At 50.1% G+C, this 14,220-nt stretch carries 19 protein-coding genes; 9 read left to right on the plus strand and 10 right to left on the minus strand.

What is annotated here, in order from left to right; genetic code table 11:
- Positions 1–139: 139 nt before the first annotated feature.
- The 3 genes from PG731_RS08660 to PG731_RS08670 all read left to right on the plus strand — a co-directional run bounded on the left by PG731_RS08660 (position 140) and on the right by PG731_RS08670 (position 1,414).
- Positions 140–472, plus strand: coding sequence for a PadR family transcriptional regulator (locus tag PG731_RS08660; RefSeq protein WP_270773398.1), 333 nt, complete (start codon positions 140–142; stop codon positions 470–472).
- A gap of 2 nt (positions 473–474) precedes the next feature.
- Positions 475–1,068 carry an HAAS signaling domain-containing protein gene (locus tag PG731_RS08665; RefSeq protein WP_270773399.1) on the plus strand — a complete coding sequence of 198 codons (594 nt, stop codon included), beginning with the start codon at positions 475–477 and terminating at the stop codon, positions 1,066–1,068.
- Positions 1,069–1,288: 220 nt separating this feature from the next.
- On the plus strand, positions 1,289–1,414 hold the full coding sequence (locus tag PG731_RS08670) for a hypothetical protein (protein ID WP_270773400.1): 126 nt from the start codon (positions 1,289–1,291) through the stop codon (positions 1,412–1,414).
- Positions 1,415–1,577: 163 nt separating this feature from the next.
- On the opposite strand, the gene PG731_RS08675 is transcribed toward PG731_RS08670, so the two are convergent.
- The 6 genes from PG731_RS08675 to PG731_RS08700 form a co-directional block, all read right to left on the minus strand.
- Positions 1,578–2,795 (minus strand): amidohydrolase, encoded by a 1,218-nt coding sequence (locus tag PG731_RS08675; RefSeq protein ID WP_270773401.1) that lies wholly within the window; start codon positions 2,793–2,795, stop codon positions 1,578–1,580.
- Positions 2,796–3,141: 346 nt separating this feature from the next.
- Positions 3,142–3,435: a hypothetical protein gene (locus tag PG731_RS08680; protein WP_270773402.1), complete on the minus strand. Its 294-nt coding sequence runs from the start codon at positions 3,433–3,435 to the stop codon at positions 3,142–3,144.
- A gap of 315 nt (positions 3,436–3,750) precedes the next feature.
- On the minus strand, positions 3,751–5,325 hold the full coding sequence (locus PG731_RS08685) for a recombinase family protein (protein WP_270773403.1): 1,575 nt from the start codon (positions 5,323–5,325) through the stop codon (positions 3,751–3,753).
- Positions 5,325–6,575: a recombinase family protein gene (locus tag PG731_RS08690; RefSeq protein ID WP_270773404.1), complete on the minus strand. Its 1,251-nt coding sequence runs from the start codon at positions 6,573–6,575 to the stop codon at positions 5,325–5,327. The genes PG731_RS08685 and PG731_RS08690 overlap by 1 nt, the downstream gene beginning before the upstream one ends.
- Before the next feature lie 236 nt (positions 6,576–6,811).
- Entirely contained in the window at positions 6,812–7,210 is a 399-nt protein-coding gene (locus tag PG731_RS08695) for a sigma-70 region 4 domain-containing protein (protein WP_270773405.1), read from the minus strand.
- A gap of 131 nt (positions 7,211–7,341) precedes the next feature.
- On the minus strand, positions 7,342–8,193 hold the full coding sequence (locus PG731_RS08700; protein ID WP_270773407.1) for an N-acetylmuramoyl-L-alanine amidase: 852 nt from the start codon (positions 8,191–8,193) through the stop codon (positions 7,342–7,344).
- A 177-nt stretch (positions 8,194–8,370) separates the two neighbouring features.
- On the opposite strand from PG731_RS08700, the gene PG731_RS08705 reads away from it, so the two are divergent.
- The 6 genes from PG731_RS08705 to PG731_RS08730 all read left to right on the plus strand — a co-directional run bounded on the left by PG731_RS08705 (position 8,371) and on the right by PG731_RS08730 (position 11,569).
- Complete coding sequence (locus PG731_RS08705; RefSeq protein ID WP_004009151.1) at positions 8,371–8,952, plus strand: DUF4274 domain-containing protein; 582 nt, start codon at positions 8,371–8,373, stop codon at positions 8,950–8,952.
- Positions 8,953–9,102: 150 nt separating this feature from the next.
- The gene (locus tag PG731_RS08710; protein WP_004009153.1) at positions 9,103–9,546 is read left to right on the plus strand and encodes a hypothetical protein; all 444 of its coding nucleotides are present in this window, start codon (positions 9,103–9,105) and stop codon (positions 9,544–9,546) included.
- 181 nt (positions 9,547–9,727) lie between these two features.
- A complete protein-coding gene (locus tag PG731_RS08715) occupies positions 9,728–10,021 on the plus strand; it encodes a hypothetical protein (RefSeq protein WP_231294123.1) in 294 nt (97 codons plus the stop codon).
- A gap of 287 nt (positions 10,022–10,308) precedes the next feature.
- Entirely contained in the window at positions 10,309–10,554 is a 246-nt protein-coding gene (locus tag PG731_RS08720) for a hypothetical protein (RefSeq protein ID WP_270773410.1), read from the plus strand.
- The gene (locus tag PG731_RS08725; protein WP_270773411.1) at positions 10,542–11,168 is read left to right on the plus strand and encodes a CbrC family protein; all 627 of its coding nucleotides are present in this window, start codon (positions 10,542–10,544) and stop codon (positions 11,166–11,168) included. The genes PG731_RS08720 and PG731_RS08725 overlap by 13 nt, the downstream gene beginning before the upstream one ends.
- A gap of 41 nt (positions 11,169–11,209) precedes the next feature.
- Entirely contained in the window at positions 11,210–11,569 is a 360-nt protein-coding gene (locus PG731_RS08730; protein WP_004009156.1) for a helix-turn-helix domain-containing protein, read from the plus strand.
- A 7-nt stretch (positions 11,570–11,576) separates the two neighbouring features.
- Here the strand turns inward: PG731_RS08730 and PG731_RS08735 are convergent, their stop codons facing one another.
- The 4 genes from PG731_RS08735 to PG731_RS08750 all read right to left on the minus strand — a co-directional run bounded on the left by PG731_RS08735 (position 11,577) and on the right by PG731_RS08750 (position 14,147).
- Positions 11,577–11,735 carry a hypothetical protein gene (locus PG731_RS08735; protein ID WP_270773412.1) on the minus strand — a complete coding sequence of 53 codons (159 nt, stop codon included), beginning with the start codon at positions 11,733–11,735 and terminating at the stop codon, positions 11,577–11,579.
- A complete protein-coding gene (locus tag PG731_RS08740; protein WP_270773413.1) occupies positions 11,725–12,303 on the minus strand; it encodes an SMI1/KNR4 family protein in 579 nt (192 codons plus the stop codon). The genes PG731_RS08735 and PG731_RS08740 overlap by 11 nt, the downstream gene beginning before the upstream one ends.
- Positions 12,304–12,510: 207 nt before the next feature.
- A complete protein-coding gene (locus PG731_RS08745; RefSeq protein WP_270773414.1) occupies positions 12,511–13,917 on the minus strand; it encodes a DUF4253 domain-containing protein in 1,407 nt (468 codons plus the stop codon).
- Positions 13,918–13,925: 8 nt separating this feature from the next.
- Positions 13,926–14,147, minus strand: coding sequence for a DUF6547 family protein (locus tag PG731_RS08750; RefSeq protein WP_270773415.1), 222 nt, complete (start codon positions 14,145–14,147; stop codon positions 13,926–13,928).
- Positions 14,148–14,220 lie beyond the last annotated feature (73 nt).

Consider the following 14,220-nt stretch of genomic DNA (forward strand, 5'->3'; position numbering starts at 1 on the left):
CAACACCTGGGACTAACCCCCAGCAACACAATTTGTCCTATAACCCCAGATGATACTATTTAACAACGTTTATACTGTGTAGTACACTATACTTGCCAAGGCACAGTAGCGCTGTATTTGACGAAAGGTGGTGGAGTTGATGAATGAAGAATGGATTTCGCAAATTAAAAGAGGAACACTTGAATATGCCATTCTTCTTCTGATCAAAGATGGGGATAGATATGGATATGACTTGATACAAACATTAGATGATTACCCTATGCTTAAAACAAAAGAAAACACGGTTTATCCATTGCTACGACGATTATTAAAGAATGGATATCTTGAATCGTATTGGCGGAACACGGATGACGGTGTGCCACCGAGAAAGTATTATCGAATAACTGAATCAGGATGTTCCTATCTTGATGAGTTGAACAGTGACTGGAAGACGCTGATGAAAGATATTTCTAAGCTAAGGAAGGAATTATAAAAATGGGAAACAAGTCAAACAATATTGCATTAGAGAAATATTTGTCGCAGGTAGACAAACATTTAAAGTATATGCCCGTTTTCGAAAAGACTGACATTTTAAGTGAACTCAAGAGTTCATTTTATGAGCGCATGGAACAGGGGCAGACAGAAAACGATATTATTGCGGAAATGGGACCGGCAAAGGACTTCGCATTAAGCTACCTTGGCAAGGCTATTGTCGAGAATAAAAATTTTTCATTCAGACATTTTATGATGGCTTTAGGATTCTACTCTTTTGCTTCATTAGCGTGGGTTTCGCTGATTCCTACATTAGCTATATTTTCGGTTTCATTCTTCTTTTCGTGTGGCGTCAGCGTTCTTGCCGGAGCAATGGGATTGCTTAAAGGCTTTCTGCATTTTCCGCTTCTTGATAAGATGCAATTTGTTTTTTTCATGTACGAATTAAAAGGGATTCCCGCTCTTTTAGTAGGATTGTTATTGGCGGTTATTTTCTTTTTCTTAGGAATTCTATGCTGGAAAGGAACTGTAGGAATGATTCGCCTTTTGCAGTCAACGAAACGGAAATTGGATAGTGATGTAAGGAGCGAAGCGTAACAGTACTGTTTTTACACGGCCTTGGATAAAATAAAGAATCATGGTGGCAAACATTAGATTATCTTGAGTGCAACAATGTGGTGTGCCCGGATTTGATACCAGCAGATGGAAACTTACTGCTCGAATTGGATACAAAATAGCAAGTGTCTGACACTCGCGGCTTAGCGGGTTCACAATAGTTAGCAAGGGTTCAATGGGGAACGTACAGAGGTAGCAGAAAATGAGTGCTGAAATTGAAATCGTTTCTGATGGGAATGGTGCGCTGATTCTCGGCGACGAAAATCGCTATCCAGGAGTTCTCTGCGCAGTACGGACTTTCGAAATGGGCTCGCAGAGTTCCTCTTGACAGGTTGAGCCGTTGGCTGTACTTGGGAACTGAAGCGGAACAAAACCCAGGACAGTTCACTGTAGAACCGCAACGAGATAGCCCCTAGATGGCTGTGGCATGCGAAAAAGTAAATTAAAATGCGCGGCGCAGAAGAATCGATCTTCGGTAGCTAAAACGTTTTCTACTTCCCCAGCCAAGCCAGTATCGCCACTACTGCGGCCTCGGTCCCAGTGGCGAGCGTGGGTTGCATAATGGGCGCAAACTTGGGGTTGTGGTTGGGGAACTTGGGGTCCTCCTCGCGAAATCCTCCTAAGCCCCAATAGCAGTAGGGGATCCCGAAGGCATCCGGGATGGTGCTGAAATCTTCTGAGGCCGGAACTTCGCCGCAGTCACCTACGCGCTCAGATCCGAAGTGAGCGGTAAATGCGTCGGTGACCCTCTTAGTGGTTTCGGCATCGTTATTGGTCAGGGGATAGGAATCGTAGAGCTCAAACTGGGCAGGCTCGGGGGTTCCGGCTGCCTCACATTCGGCGTTCACCATTCGTTTTATTGCTTCCAATAGGTGCTTGCGTACCTCTATATCGTAGGCGCGGATGTTGACCAGCAAGGTGGCGCGTTCGGGAATAATATTCGACTTGGAACCAGCTTGCAGTGACCCCACGGTTAATACCGCCATCTTAAAGGGATCAATTTCGCGAGAAACAATAGTTTGCAGGCGCAGCACAATCGCCGAGGCGAGCACCACGGGATCGACTCCCATATGAGGCATTGATCCATGCGAGCCTTTACCATGCACCGTAATTTTCAAAGAGGCACCGGTAGAGAGAATGGCGCCGGCATGGGTGCCGACTGAACCGGTGGGCATAGGATCAGCGAGGACGTGCTGGCCGAAAGCCACATCGGGGCGCGGAAGTTTCTCTACTAGCCCGTCGGTAACCATCGATTTTGCGCCCTCGGCAGTTTCTTCGCCGGGTTGGAAAAGCGTGATATGGGTTCCGCTCCACACCTGCCGGTTCTCGGCCAGTACCCGGGCTGCCCCCAGACCAGCAGTAATATGCACATCGTGTCCGCAGGCATGCATTACGGGGACTTCATTCCCGTCCTGATCGCGCCGAGTGATAGTGGAGGCGTATTCCAGCCCGGTTTCTTCCTTTACCGGCAGTCCGTCGATATCGGCGCGGAAAAGCGTGGTCTGACCAGCGCCATTTTTTAGCACCCCGACTACGCCGCCACCGATTTTTTGGGTTTGATAACCAAAATCTTGCAGCTGCTGGTAAATAAAATCGCGGGTCTCGGTTTCTGCCATAGAAAGCTCGGGATGCGCATGCAGCCACTTGTAGGTTTCCTCTTGCCAGGAACCTAGCTTTTTTACCGCCTGCTCAATATCAAAATCGCTCATCTTAAACTCCTATCAATTTTTTTAACCCTATTTTGCTCCCGATGCAAGAGCCCCCTCCCGCTTGGGGGAGAGGGCGGCAATTTAGCCGATTTCGCTATCTGTGGAGGGTGCTTTCGCTCCCGGAGGGCGATCTTTTTCTTTGGAGGGCGATTTGGTTTAGGGAATTAGGGATAGGCGAGGTGAGGGGGTGACATTTTCACCCTCCCGATACAAAATCACCCTCCCGCGCGAATTTATAACGCGGTTTTCGGGCGATTTAGACACTTGTGGAGGGCGATTTTGTCTTTGATATGCGGCACCGGCGGGAAAGCAGGTAGCTCTCCCCGCCGGGGGTTATCGCATTCGATTACTTATTTTCCATCTTCGCAGCTGTTTTCCGAGGAAGAAGCAGCGCGACAACTAAGGGAATAACTCCTGCTAATCTCCAAATCAGCATCGGCACTACTCCGGCAGAGAATGCGCCTGCATCGGCGAAGATAATATTTCGCAACGCCTGGCCAATGTGGAGCTGGGGAGCCCAAGGCGCCACCCACTCAGCCCAAAACGTTGGTAACATTTCCACCGGAATCATCGCAGTGCTCAGCCCAACGCGAAGACAGTAAGCATTAGCAGCGCTCCAATCGGCAAGAACAAATCGCACAGCCCGATATTGACTAGCATGATGGACAGACTCGCTAACCACAGATAGCAAATCATGTGGGTGCCAACGCTGACGCCGCCGAACCAGACGACAATCCCATAAACCAACACTGCTACCAGTAGCGAGGTCAGGGGTTCGAATCCCCTTAGCTCCACTACGAGCACACTGAGTTGATGCAATTGCGCAAAACTAGGGTTTTGCGCAAAGGTGCGCGCAAAATTTGAAAACGCGCGCAAAATCTAAAAGTCCTGCTCACAGACATGAAAATAGGGCTGACTACTTCAACGGTGGTCAGCCCTTTTGTTTTGCGTGGCTCTAATAGCTATCTGCTGGGATCTCTATTTCGGTGCCGTTAGCAAAGATTACGCTCGCCTCGCCTGTTGGTGTGATTTGGATGCGTTGGCAAAGAGCACGCAGGGTTGCTCGGTCAAAGTCTTGGCTGAGGGTGGCGTTTTGGATGGTTTTCTTAAATCTAGTGAGTTTGGCTTTGATGCCGTTGCGGCGCACGATCTGTGCTTGGGTTTTTTCGTAGGCGTTGATGGCTTCACGTTGGCGGGTTTTGAGCTGGGTGAAGCGCTCTTGGTAGTCGTCTTGGTTTTGAGAGTGATGAGCGTTGTGGGTTATGGCTTGGTTAATGAGTTTGGTGGTTACCTCGATTTCACTTGCTTGCTGTAAGGCTTGTTCTTCCAAATCGGTGGTGTCTGATGTGGTGGTAATTAGGTAGTCCCAGTCGATGAGCTGCTGGCTTTTGATGATCTGGGCGAGCGCTGTTTGGAAGATTGCTTGCAGCTGATTATCGCGTAGTACGGGCATTTTCTTCGGGTGAGGAACAGTGAATTTCTGGTTGCATTGCCAGATGATGGCCCGGTATTTATCAGTGGAGTGCCAGGTCTTACTCCCATAGGCTGAGCCGCAGTGAGTGCAGTAGACCATACCGGTGAAGGCACGCTCGCGCCGGCCTTGGTTCGTGTTTTTTACTAGCTCGTAGCGCACGAGTTCCCAGGTTTCAGGGTCAATGATGGCTGGATGAGAGCCGGTCACGTAATATTGTGGGACTTCGCCTTCATTGGCTTTGCGCTGCTTGGTGAGGAAATCTACGGTGAAACGCTTTTGCAAGAGTGCGTCGCCTTTGTATTTCTCGTTGGTGAGGATGGAGTGGATGGTGGTGTGGCTCCATTTGTGTTTACGCCGAGGGGTCAGTATTCCGTCAGCGTCTAGTGAGGCTGCGATCTGTGGAATGCTCATGCCTTCGAGGTATTGGCGGTAGATCCGGCGCACGATTTCGGCTTGCTCAGGATTGATGACAGGCTCGCCGTTCTCGCCGCGATCGTAGCCGAGAAAGTTACCGTAGGGCATATAAACTTTGCCGTCTTGGAAACGCTTCCTGTGACCCCAGGTGACGTTCTCGGAGATAGATCTGGATTCTTCCTGGGCAAGGCTCGACATGATGGTGATTAGCAGTTCGCCTTTGGAGTCGAGGGTCCAGATATTTTCTTTCTCGAAAAACACCTCCACACCTTTATCCTTCAACTTCCTAACCGTTGTGAGGGAGTCGACGGTGTTGCGAGCAAACCGGGAGACGCTTTTGGTGACGATCAAGTCGATTCTTCCTGAGAGAGCGTCAGCTATCATGCGGTTGAATCCCTCCCGGTGTTTCGTGGAAGTGCCAGAGATTCCTTCATCAGTGTAAATAGCAACGTATTGCCAGCCGTCGTGGTTTTTGATGTAGTGCTCGTAATAATCCACTTGCGCCTCATACGAGTTCGCCTGGTCAGTATCGTCGGTGGAGACGCGAGCATAGCCAGCAACGCGGCGTAGCTGCTGGCCACTAATCGTGGTTGTAGTGGAGTGTAAGGGTTTGGTGGCAGGGATAGTGGTAATCCGTGGCATCAGGCAGTTACCTCCTCACCGGTGCGGCAGTTAATCATGGTGGTGTTCCCACTGCTGAGGTGGATTGTCAGGAGCCAGTTCGGGCTGGCCTCAATCCGCTCGATCCAATCAACCACCTGCTGGTCGTCCCAAGCATGAAGCCCAAGCAGCCGCAGGATGATGGTGTGCAGGTTTTCTTCTCGTAGTTGATGAGCATGACAGGGGTTGCCCTTGCCTTTCGTGGCGGTTTCGCACCACCAATATTTATAAGTCGAGTGTGCCAAGCGGCGGGTACGCCGATGATAGTTCCTGCCACAGATAGTGCAGGTGATGCGGTGTGTAAGAGCGCTACTGCCACCGGTTGGGGTCAAGCCGCGTCCGCCCGTGGCACGCCGCCTGGCTAGCTCTGCTTGAACGGCGTCAAAAACGCTACGCTCGATAATCGGCGGGTGGGAGTCTTCCACAATATATTTATCCAGCTCGCCACGATTCAGAGTCGGTGTGTTATCTCCGGCGTGAGCACTGAAGTACTGTTGCAAGATTGCGGTACCGGTATAGGTGGGGTTTTCCAGCCAATTGCGGGTTACTGAGGCACTGAATTTGCCGCCACCGCGTGAACGCAATCCCTCTTGGTTCATTTGTTTGCAGGTTTTCTCTGGGCTGATCCCGTCAAGAAACTCGGCAAATACACGCCGCACAATCACGGCTTCTTTTTCAATAATGTCGAGCTGGCCGTGGTGGTAGTGGTATCCGTAGGGGTGGCGCGAATGTAACAGGCCATCCTTGTATTTTTTTCGGATTCCCCACTTCGCATTAGCCGAGATAGATTCGGATTCGGCTTGCGCGAACGAGGCTAGTAAAGTGAGGAGGACTTCGCCTTCAGCGTTGGCGGTGTCGATGTTTTCACGTTCAAAACGCACGCTCACCCCAGCGGCTTTCAGGGCTCGCACAGTGTTTAGTAGGTCGACGGTGTTGCGAGCGAACCGCGAGATGGATTTGGTGAGAATAATGTCGATACTCCCTGCGAGTGCTTGCTCGATCATCTGGTTGAACTCGCCGCGCCCCGTGGTAGATGTACCTGTCGTTGCGTAGTCGCTGTAGACCCCGGCGTATTCCCAGCCCGGGGTGTTCGTGATGAGCTTGTTGTAGTAGGAGACCTGGGCAGAGAACGAGTGAGTGAGGCGCTCGGATTCGCGTGAGACCCGTACATATGCCGCCACCCGCGTGAGCTTCAACGCTGCTGGTTTGGGTGGTAGTTTGCAGATCTCCATGCGCGTCTCCTTGTATCAAGTCCGGTGTGTCTATATATCACTCTGAACGCCTGTTTTATCCAGTACTAGCGCCGTATGCAGCCGCCCAATCGGAGGAAGATTGCGGGCTATCAGCCCACCTCGAATGCGGTTCACATCTGTATCGGTGAGTATCCCTGCCTTGGCTGCTTTCGTGGCTGCCAGCATGGTGGCTCGGTAGGTGGCTTCCCGAGCAAACTGGGGTGCGCTCATCACAGTCATTTCTTGTTCCGATGAGTTACGTAGCATTCATGGCGGCAGTAGCGTCGATGCTTATTCCCATACGCGGTGAACGTGGTGCCACAGCCGATACAGGTGAAGGTGTAGGTGGCGTCACGGTTTTTCGCTTCGGGATGTGCCGTCCACCAAGCCCGCCTATGCTCGCTGCAGCAAAAAGATGCAGGTCTGCCAGTCGCTTGAGTCGCTATGGGGTCACCGCACCAGCGACACCATCGGCCATCCTCCATACCTTGGTTTTGTGGGCGCTTATGGGGGTTGCGCGCCAGATGACTGCGAACACTGCTTGGCTCTAGCCCAAGAATCCGCGCAATCATCGCCGCAGTCATCCCGTGCTGGTTGAGTTTTACTATCGCCTCTTTTTGAATCGGGTCAATCATCGCTTGTTCCTCCTATAAGGAGGGCTTCGAGAAGCAAGAAATATAAACAGGGAAAACAAAAAGAGCCGCCTCAGCAAGACGGTGAAGTCTCGCTGAGGCGGCTCTTAGAATCCAGCGGGCTAATTTGCTGGTTAGCTGAGGATTTGGTTGACGCGGTTTTGTACCTGTTGGTAGTTGTAGCCAGCATTGGTGAGACGGTTGTAGCGTTCTTGTCCGTTACCCCAATCCCCACGAATCACCTCGAGCGCCAGGGTCTCTATGCTCTTGCCTGCGGGTTTGGATTTGAGCCCGAGGATTTCGTTGACACGGGCTTGCACGGCGTCGTAGTCGAACCCAGCCGCAGTGAGGCGCTGGTAGCGGTCATTCCCGTTACCCCACGAACCATTGATGACTTCATGTGCGAGAGTGTCGATGCTCTTACAGCCACTAGGCGCAGGCTTCGAGGCAGGTGCCGCTGCTGGGGTGGATGTTTTGCTGGAGGTCATTTGGTCGTACCAGTAGCCGGCTCTGGCCATGTAAGCGCCGTGTTGGGATCCGGCTATGGATGCGGGGCATTCGGTTGAGGAAAAGTCGCGGTGTCCGAATACGTTTTTACCCCAGACGGGTCGGCCGAGCTTGTAATAGTGACACAGGGCGGCGACCAGGTGCGCCCCGTTTTCTAGGCAGGCATCGGAAATACGGTAGGGGTGGGTGGACGCGTCTGCGTGTTCGATTCCAATCGATGTGGTGTTGGCTACCCAGTTTCCCGCGTGCCAGGCAGTGTCCCGGTCCCAGACGAGTTGTCCGATGCGGCCGCTGGTTTCTACTTGGTAGTGCGCGGAGGCGGGTCGGGTTTGCCATACGTTCCAGCATCCTTGTATGGAAAGGTTTCCATCGTTGTGGTGCAGGATGATTTTGTTGATGGATCGGCCTTGTCTGCCTTTGGTGAAGTGTTTGTTCATTAGCAGGTTCAGGTCAGCTTCTAGAGTGTTCCAGTTCTTCATTTTGGGTTCTCCTTTTCTTTTTTTTGGTTGGTTTAAACTGAAATTAAGTAAACTGACAGAGGAAGAGCGGAAGTGTCTGAAACAGATTGCGGGGAAATCGGACTTGCTGAAAAATCCAAATCCACAACGGGGGCAGAAGTAGGAGAACAGTAAATATGAATTTTAGGAGGTATTTTGATGTTAAAAATTGAAGATATTTTAAGAGAAGATTTTGATTGGGAAAATGTAGAGATTGACGAAAATGAATTTGTTGAGTTAGAAAAACAGTTAATTATAAATTATTTAAAGAAAAACTCTCCAAAAGAAAGGCAACTTTTAGCAATAGATTGGAACTTTGATAATTCTAAGGAAGTTATCAAATGGATAGCAGAACAGCCTGATACTGACAAGGGAACAGCTCTATTCCTATATTGGTATATGGATCCTCAATTTTTTAAGAAATATGAAAATAGAAAAGAATGTGCAGAAGAGGGCAGCTGGGCTTTAGAAGATTTTGATATTGTTGAAACTCTTGAAAAAAACTATATTTCAGGATATTACAAAAATCAAAAATATGCTTTTGACCCTAAAAATGATCCATATAATTCAGATTATGACTGGACAGAAGAAGTTGGCGTAGAGGAAATGAAAAGAGAGATACCTAAAGAGATGTATATGGCTTTAGATGGAGAAGTTTTAGAAAGTCCAAACTGGGAAGAAGGAATTCCAGCTGCTCTTTCTGAAATTATGGACAAGCTTTGTGACGCTTTGGACGAATAAAAAAGAAAAATTCCCATTTATCGAGGAGATAGTAAAGCCAGCCGAGCCAGTCAACGGTCAAGATGAGCGGAGTTAGAAGAACGGAAAAACAAGAAAATCCGGGGAGAGGATAAAATCAACTAATTCTGATTTGCGAGGAGAATTGTGACTATGACAGAGCTGAATACATTCAAAAAAATATTGGAAGAAAATGAAGAACGCTTGCCATTACTAACGCTTGATGAATTTTTCGATGGAAACACAGAGGAGGATTCCATTGCTCCGAACCAATGGGGATTTGGCCGTCCAACGCTTTCTGAAATACGAAATATGCTACAAAAGATTGAGTTAATGCCTGACATAGCATGGGTGCGTGTTGCTCTCCACGATGATACAGGAATCGTAGAAAACAATGGGAAAGAAGAATTAGTTCTTGCAGGAGATACAATCGTGATTTGCACAACCATTTTGCCTGCGGAATTAGAAAAATTAGTAAATTGCGAATGGCTATGCTCTGATGGAGTAATTACAATAGAGGCATTTGAATTAAATACTTATTCGTGCGTACCACCAATTCCAGATAACTTCGATTGTTTGGAGATCGTGTGGGACTGATCTAAAACTTTCAGTTTATCGGGGGAGATAGCAAAGCCAGTCGAGCCAGTCAACGGTCAAGATGAACGGCGCATAAATGCGCCGCCGTTGACAGCCTCGCCCGTCTTTGCTGATGGGTAATCAAGGCGGGAAAGCCCTAAAATGGCTTCCCGCCCATTTCAAAATTTAGAAAAATTTGGTTATGGAGGGAGTTGCAATGTGTGACTATTGTCATAATATTCAGAAATGGAAGAGATTTAACGCACCGAAAGATTATCTGGCGTGTATCGAATACATCCAACAGCTTGTGACAAATGGCGGTTTTGAACTGCTTGAGGAAGAATCCACTTGCCCGTTGAATCAGGTAAAGACCGAAGATGGCTGGGCGGATGAAATTATGGTTCACATGGTACGGTGCAAACACTGTGGACAAGTCTTTACCTGTGTTGTCAACACTTATCGTGGTAGTGGTTCTTTCAAAAAGGGTAAATGTTGACAAGTACGCTTGCTTATCAAAATGGTTCGGGACATTTTGTCCCATAGGCTGAGGACAGCCCCTGGCTCGTTGCGGTGCTTCCCCTGCCTGGGTATTCCTTTTCGGACGGTCATTCATTTTTCAAGGTGCAGCTCATCGATGAACTACCCTAAGTCTACACCTGAAAGACCGCCCGCCCCGTACATCCATAAGGTCGGAAATCAGCTCGGAAAACTCTCTATTTCCATGCTCTCGGAAATATGGTCGAATGAAATAATAAAGTGATGAATCGGAATTGGAGAGTTTTTATGAACGAATATTTGAAAAGATACATTGAGTTGAAAAAGCAGTTTGATGCGACCAATAACGGCCCAGACAGTGTCCGTGCCCTCTATGCCTTTAAGGAGAAATTGGAGCATACGGAGGACGAACAGGCAAAGGAAGTATTGGTGAATGTATATGACCTACTGGACTTTAAGAAGGATGCCTATGAACTGCTCTGTCAAATCGGAAATCGCTCCGACAAAAAATGCTCAAGCGGTTGGGCGCGCTGAAGGACTATGCGGAAAATTGGGGAAACCATCATGCCATTCCAAAACCCAAAACGCCGGAAGAAAAGCAGAACAAGCAGCGGCGGCTCCAATTGGGGCTACCTACCTTCCGGTATCACCCAGACCCTTTGGACACTGGGGCTTTTGATGAGTCCAAAGAGGGTGTTGTCTGCGACTGTTGTGGCAAGACCACACATATTTTCTATGCCTATCCGTTCTTCTCCGTTGAGGACATTGAGTATCTGTGCCCAGAGTGTATCGCCAGTGGCGAAGCAGCCAGAAAGTATAGCGGTAGCTTTCAAGACGATTTTTCTCTGGACGATGGTGTAGATGACCCAGAGAAGTTAGACGAACTCATGCACCGCACACCCGGCTATTCTGGCTGGCAGCAGGAATACTGGCGTGCCCACTGCGGCGACTACTGCGCCTTTCTGGGCTATGTAGGTGCCAGAGAATTGCGGGCACTGGGTGTACTGGAAGAAGTGCTGGATGACCCCCTGTGGGACGAGGAACAGAAAAAAATGATACGGGAGTCCGTCAATGGAGGGCATTTGCAATGCTATCTGTTCCAATGCTTACACTGCGGAAAACACTTGCTTTGGATGGATTTTGATTAAGTTGTAACTTCCAAATTGTTAAGCAGACAATAAGGGAACGCATGGAACTATCCATACAAGAACGATTGAAAGACCTGCGCGTGGAGCGTGGGTTGACGCTGGAACAGTTTGCGGTGCAGACCCACCTCTCCAAGTCTGCGCTGGGCAGTTATGAAGCGGAGGACTTTAAGGACATCAGCCACTATGCCCTTATCAAGCTGGCGAAGTTTTACGGCTTGACCGCCGATTATCTGCTGGGGTTGTCCGAAACAAAAAATCACCCATTCGGGAGATTAGATAGTGCTTTCCGTTGCGGTGGCGAAACAGGGAGCAGAATTCACCATCCGTGTCCAGATTACGCCAAGATACCGCACCTTGCCCTCATTGTTCAGCAGTTCGCTTTCACTGCCGCAGAGATGTAGATCGCCGTCATACATAAAGGTAGGCTTTGGAGCGGATGGAATACCCATCCGTCAGCGGAAACTGCTCGTCTTGCTGAGGAGATCGGTTCTCCGGCGCAAACATGGCATCATACTGCGCCCACCAGTCCCGATAGCGTTTTTCATGGGTGATATTTTCAGTGTTCATTGAGATACATAGCCAGTTTCTTCTCCAGCAGTTCTGTCATATCATTGCAGAGGCGCCTTACCTTGTCCTGCTCATGGGCGTAGTACCAGATGGTATCCTCTCCGGGGCGGAGCAGGAGCTGGTCGCCGTCCGCTTCTTTCCAGAACTCGCCCAGCACACAATACCGCTCTCCATGGATGGTCAGATCAAACATCCCGGAAAGGGTAAGAATCACGCCAGTGGATACATTGATGCCTGCGGTCAGCAGGAAAAACTCCCGCACCTGGGACGGGAGCGTGAAGTCCAGCACGCTTTCTTGATCCCTGATCTGTTCCTCCGCGGCGGCAGGCTGGATTTTATCCGTGGGGTCCAGCACCTTTGCCAATGCCTTGCAAAACTTGGGGTATTGGCCAAATAGTTCTGGGTGGCTGGCCTTGAATTCCTTTTGCTTTTCCCACTGCACCCGCTCCTGTTCCTTGCAGAAAGCATCCAGCTCGGCCAGATACCGCTCCTGGTAGAGATTGCTGGCTTCAAATGCTATGCCGCTCTTTTCCAGAATGGCGATGGCTCCCTTTTGGCTGCCAAACACCGGGACCCACTGAAAGCCGTGTCGGCAGGGCTTCAGTTTCAGGAATTCACCCCGACTCAGCAGGGCTTCCAGTTCCGGCTCATGCTCGTCCCACCAGTTCCGCCAACTTTCCGGTGTTTCCCGGCCTTCGACCAGGTCCAGGAGCTTTGCTGTCAGGTTTTTTGGTCCATAAGATCTTCCTCTGTTCCAGAGGGCGCGGGAATCCCATCAATCCCACCAGAGATACCAGACAGTGGACTGCCGCAGCACATCCGCCAGCGCGCCCACAGTGGCGTCCTCCGGCCCCTGGTCGATTACATCCGGGCAGAAACTGTACATCTCCACTGCTGAATCCACGGCCTTCTCCTTGGGGACGGGGGCCGGGAGCAGGAACTCCAGTTCGTCGTGGCTCATGGTGGCAGGCGCCGCGCCGTGCTGCTCGAACCAGTATTTGGCCACTGCCATCAGCTGGGGTGTGTCAGGACAGTCGTTCCAGTTTCCGAAGGGCAGGTAGGCAAAGATCTCCCAGGGGTTCTTGACCGGGATTTTCGCCAGAATGAGAGGGTAGGTCATATCAGTGTCGGAATCCCAGTAGCAGGAAAAACGGTTATTCTCATAGCCGCCTTCCATCTCGCCCAGGATTTTCTCATCCCAGTCCATATCGTCATCTTCGGCTTCTTCCTTGCGCTGGCCGGTCAATTCCTGCAAAACCGCCTTTCCGTCTTTGAAGGAGGTGGAGAGCATCTTCTTCCGGTACTCCGTTACAGTTTTGAGGTCAAATTCGTAAATGTCTGCATCATTCTTCGGGTCGGCGTTCATCACCAGACACTCAAGCAGCGTTTCGTCATCCGCCTTGATGAGTACCGGCACAAAGCCTTCTTTGACGCTTTCCCGTTTGGCATAGCTGTATGCCGACATGATGGGATCATCGTTCTTCATGGAGGGGAAATAGGTGCATTCACAGTCCAGATACTCCATCAACGCCTCAGCCAGTTCAGAGGGCTCCAGTGTGTCCTCGTCGAAGTCCTGTCCCTGCCAGTTGGTGAAGCGTTCCTCGATCACCTTTGCCATGGCCTGGTAGTAGTCCTCGTCAAAGGGGATGAACAGGTAGGCTTCATCTTGGAACTCATTGGAGTGATACCGCTCCGGGCCGAAGAAGCGGAGGGCGTTGTCATCAACATCGGCAGGATAGTAGGGGCTGTCGCCCCCTCCATAGTAGTTGCCTGTAAAAGCACGGCCTTTTTGATCGAATAGCACATAGAACAAGCAGCCGTCCAACTCATTCTGGATGAATGCCCGCAGGTCCACACTGGCAGGGTCGGCTTTGACCTGTTTGGCCACTTCGCCGTATTCTTTCAGGAATTCCTCGCCCATCAAATCATGCTCCATGCACCAACGCAAGTAGATGGCCATATGGTTGTAGGCATTGATGGGGTCAATGGGCAGACCCTTCTCCTCAATGCTCTCGATATGATAGGAGGCATCGTCCATCTCACCGTCAAAATCATCATTGGAAAGGGTGCCACGAGTGATAGCATCCTGACGGTCAGGCTCCACCACAAAGCTGATGCCGTTCATTTTGTCCAGCAGGGCATCCGCGTCATGAGCCAGTATTTTTTGATATACATCCGTCACGCCTCCTTTTATTCCGGCCACTCATCTCCGTCACAACGGCTGATGAAGTCATAGTGAGGGCTCTCAAAATAGTCGTTGGGATAGGATTCACCGTCCTGATGAAGCTCCAGCCCCTCCAGATCCATCATCTCATTGATATATGCAAGGGTATCGTGGATACCCGCAATATTTCCAAAGGGGTAAGCCCCTTTGGAAACCCCGGACAACAAAACAGGCTGAATATCCCGCACTTTCCCGGTGCTTGATACTCAGCCTTTATGGGTTAATAGACAAAAATCGTTGCTAATGGCGGCGTGTTGTTAG

The sequence above is a fragment of the Pauljensenia sp. OF14-1SRA genome, assembly GCF_027694595.1.
Lineage (GTDB): Bacteria > Actinomycetota > Actinomycetes > Actinomycetales > Actinomycetaceae > Pauljensenia > Pauljensenia turicensis_B.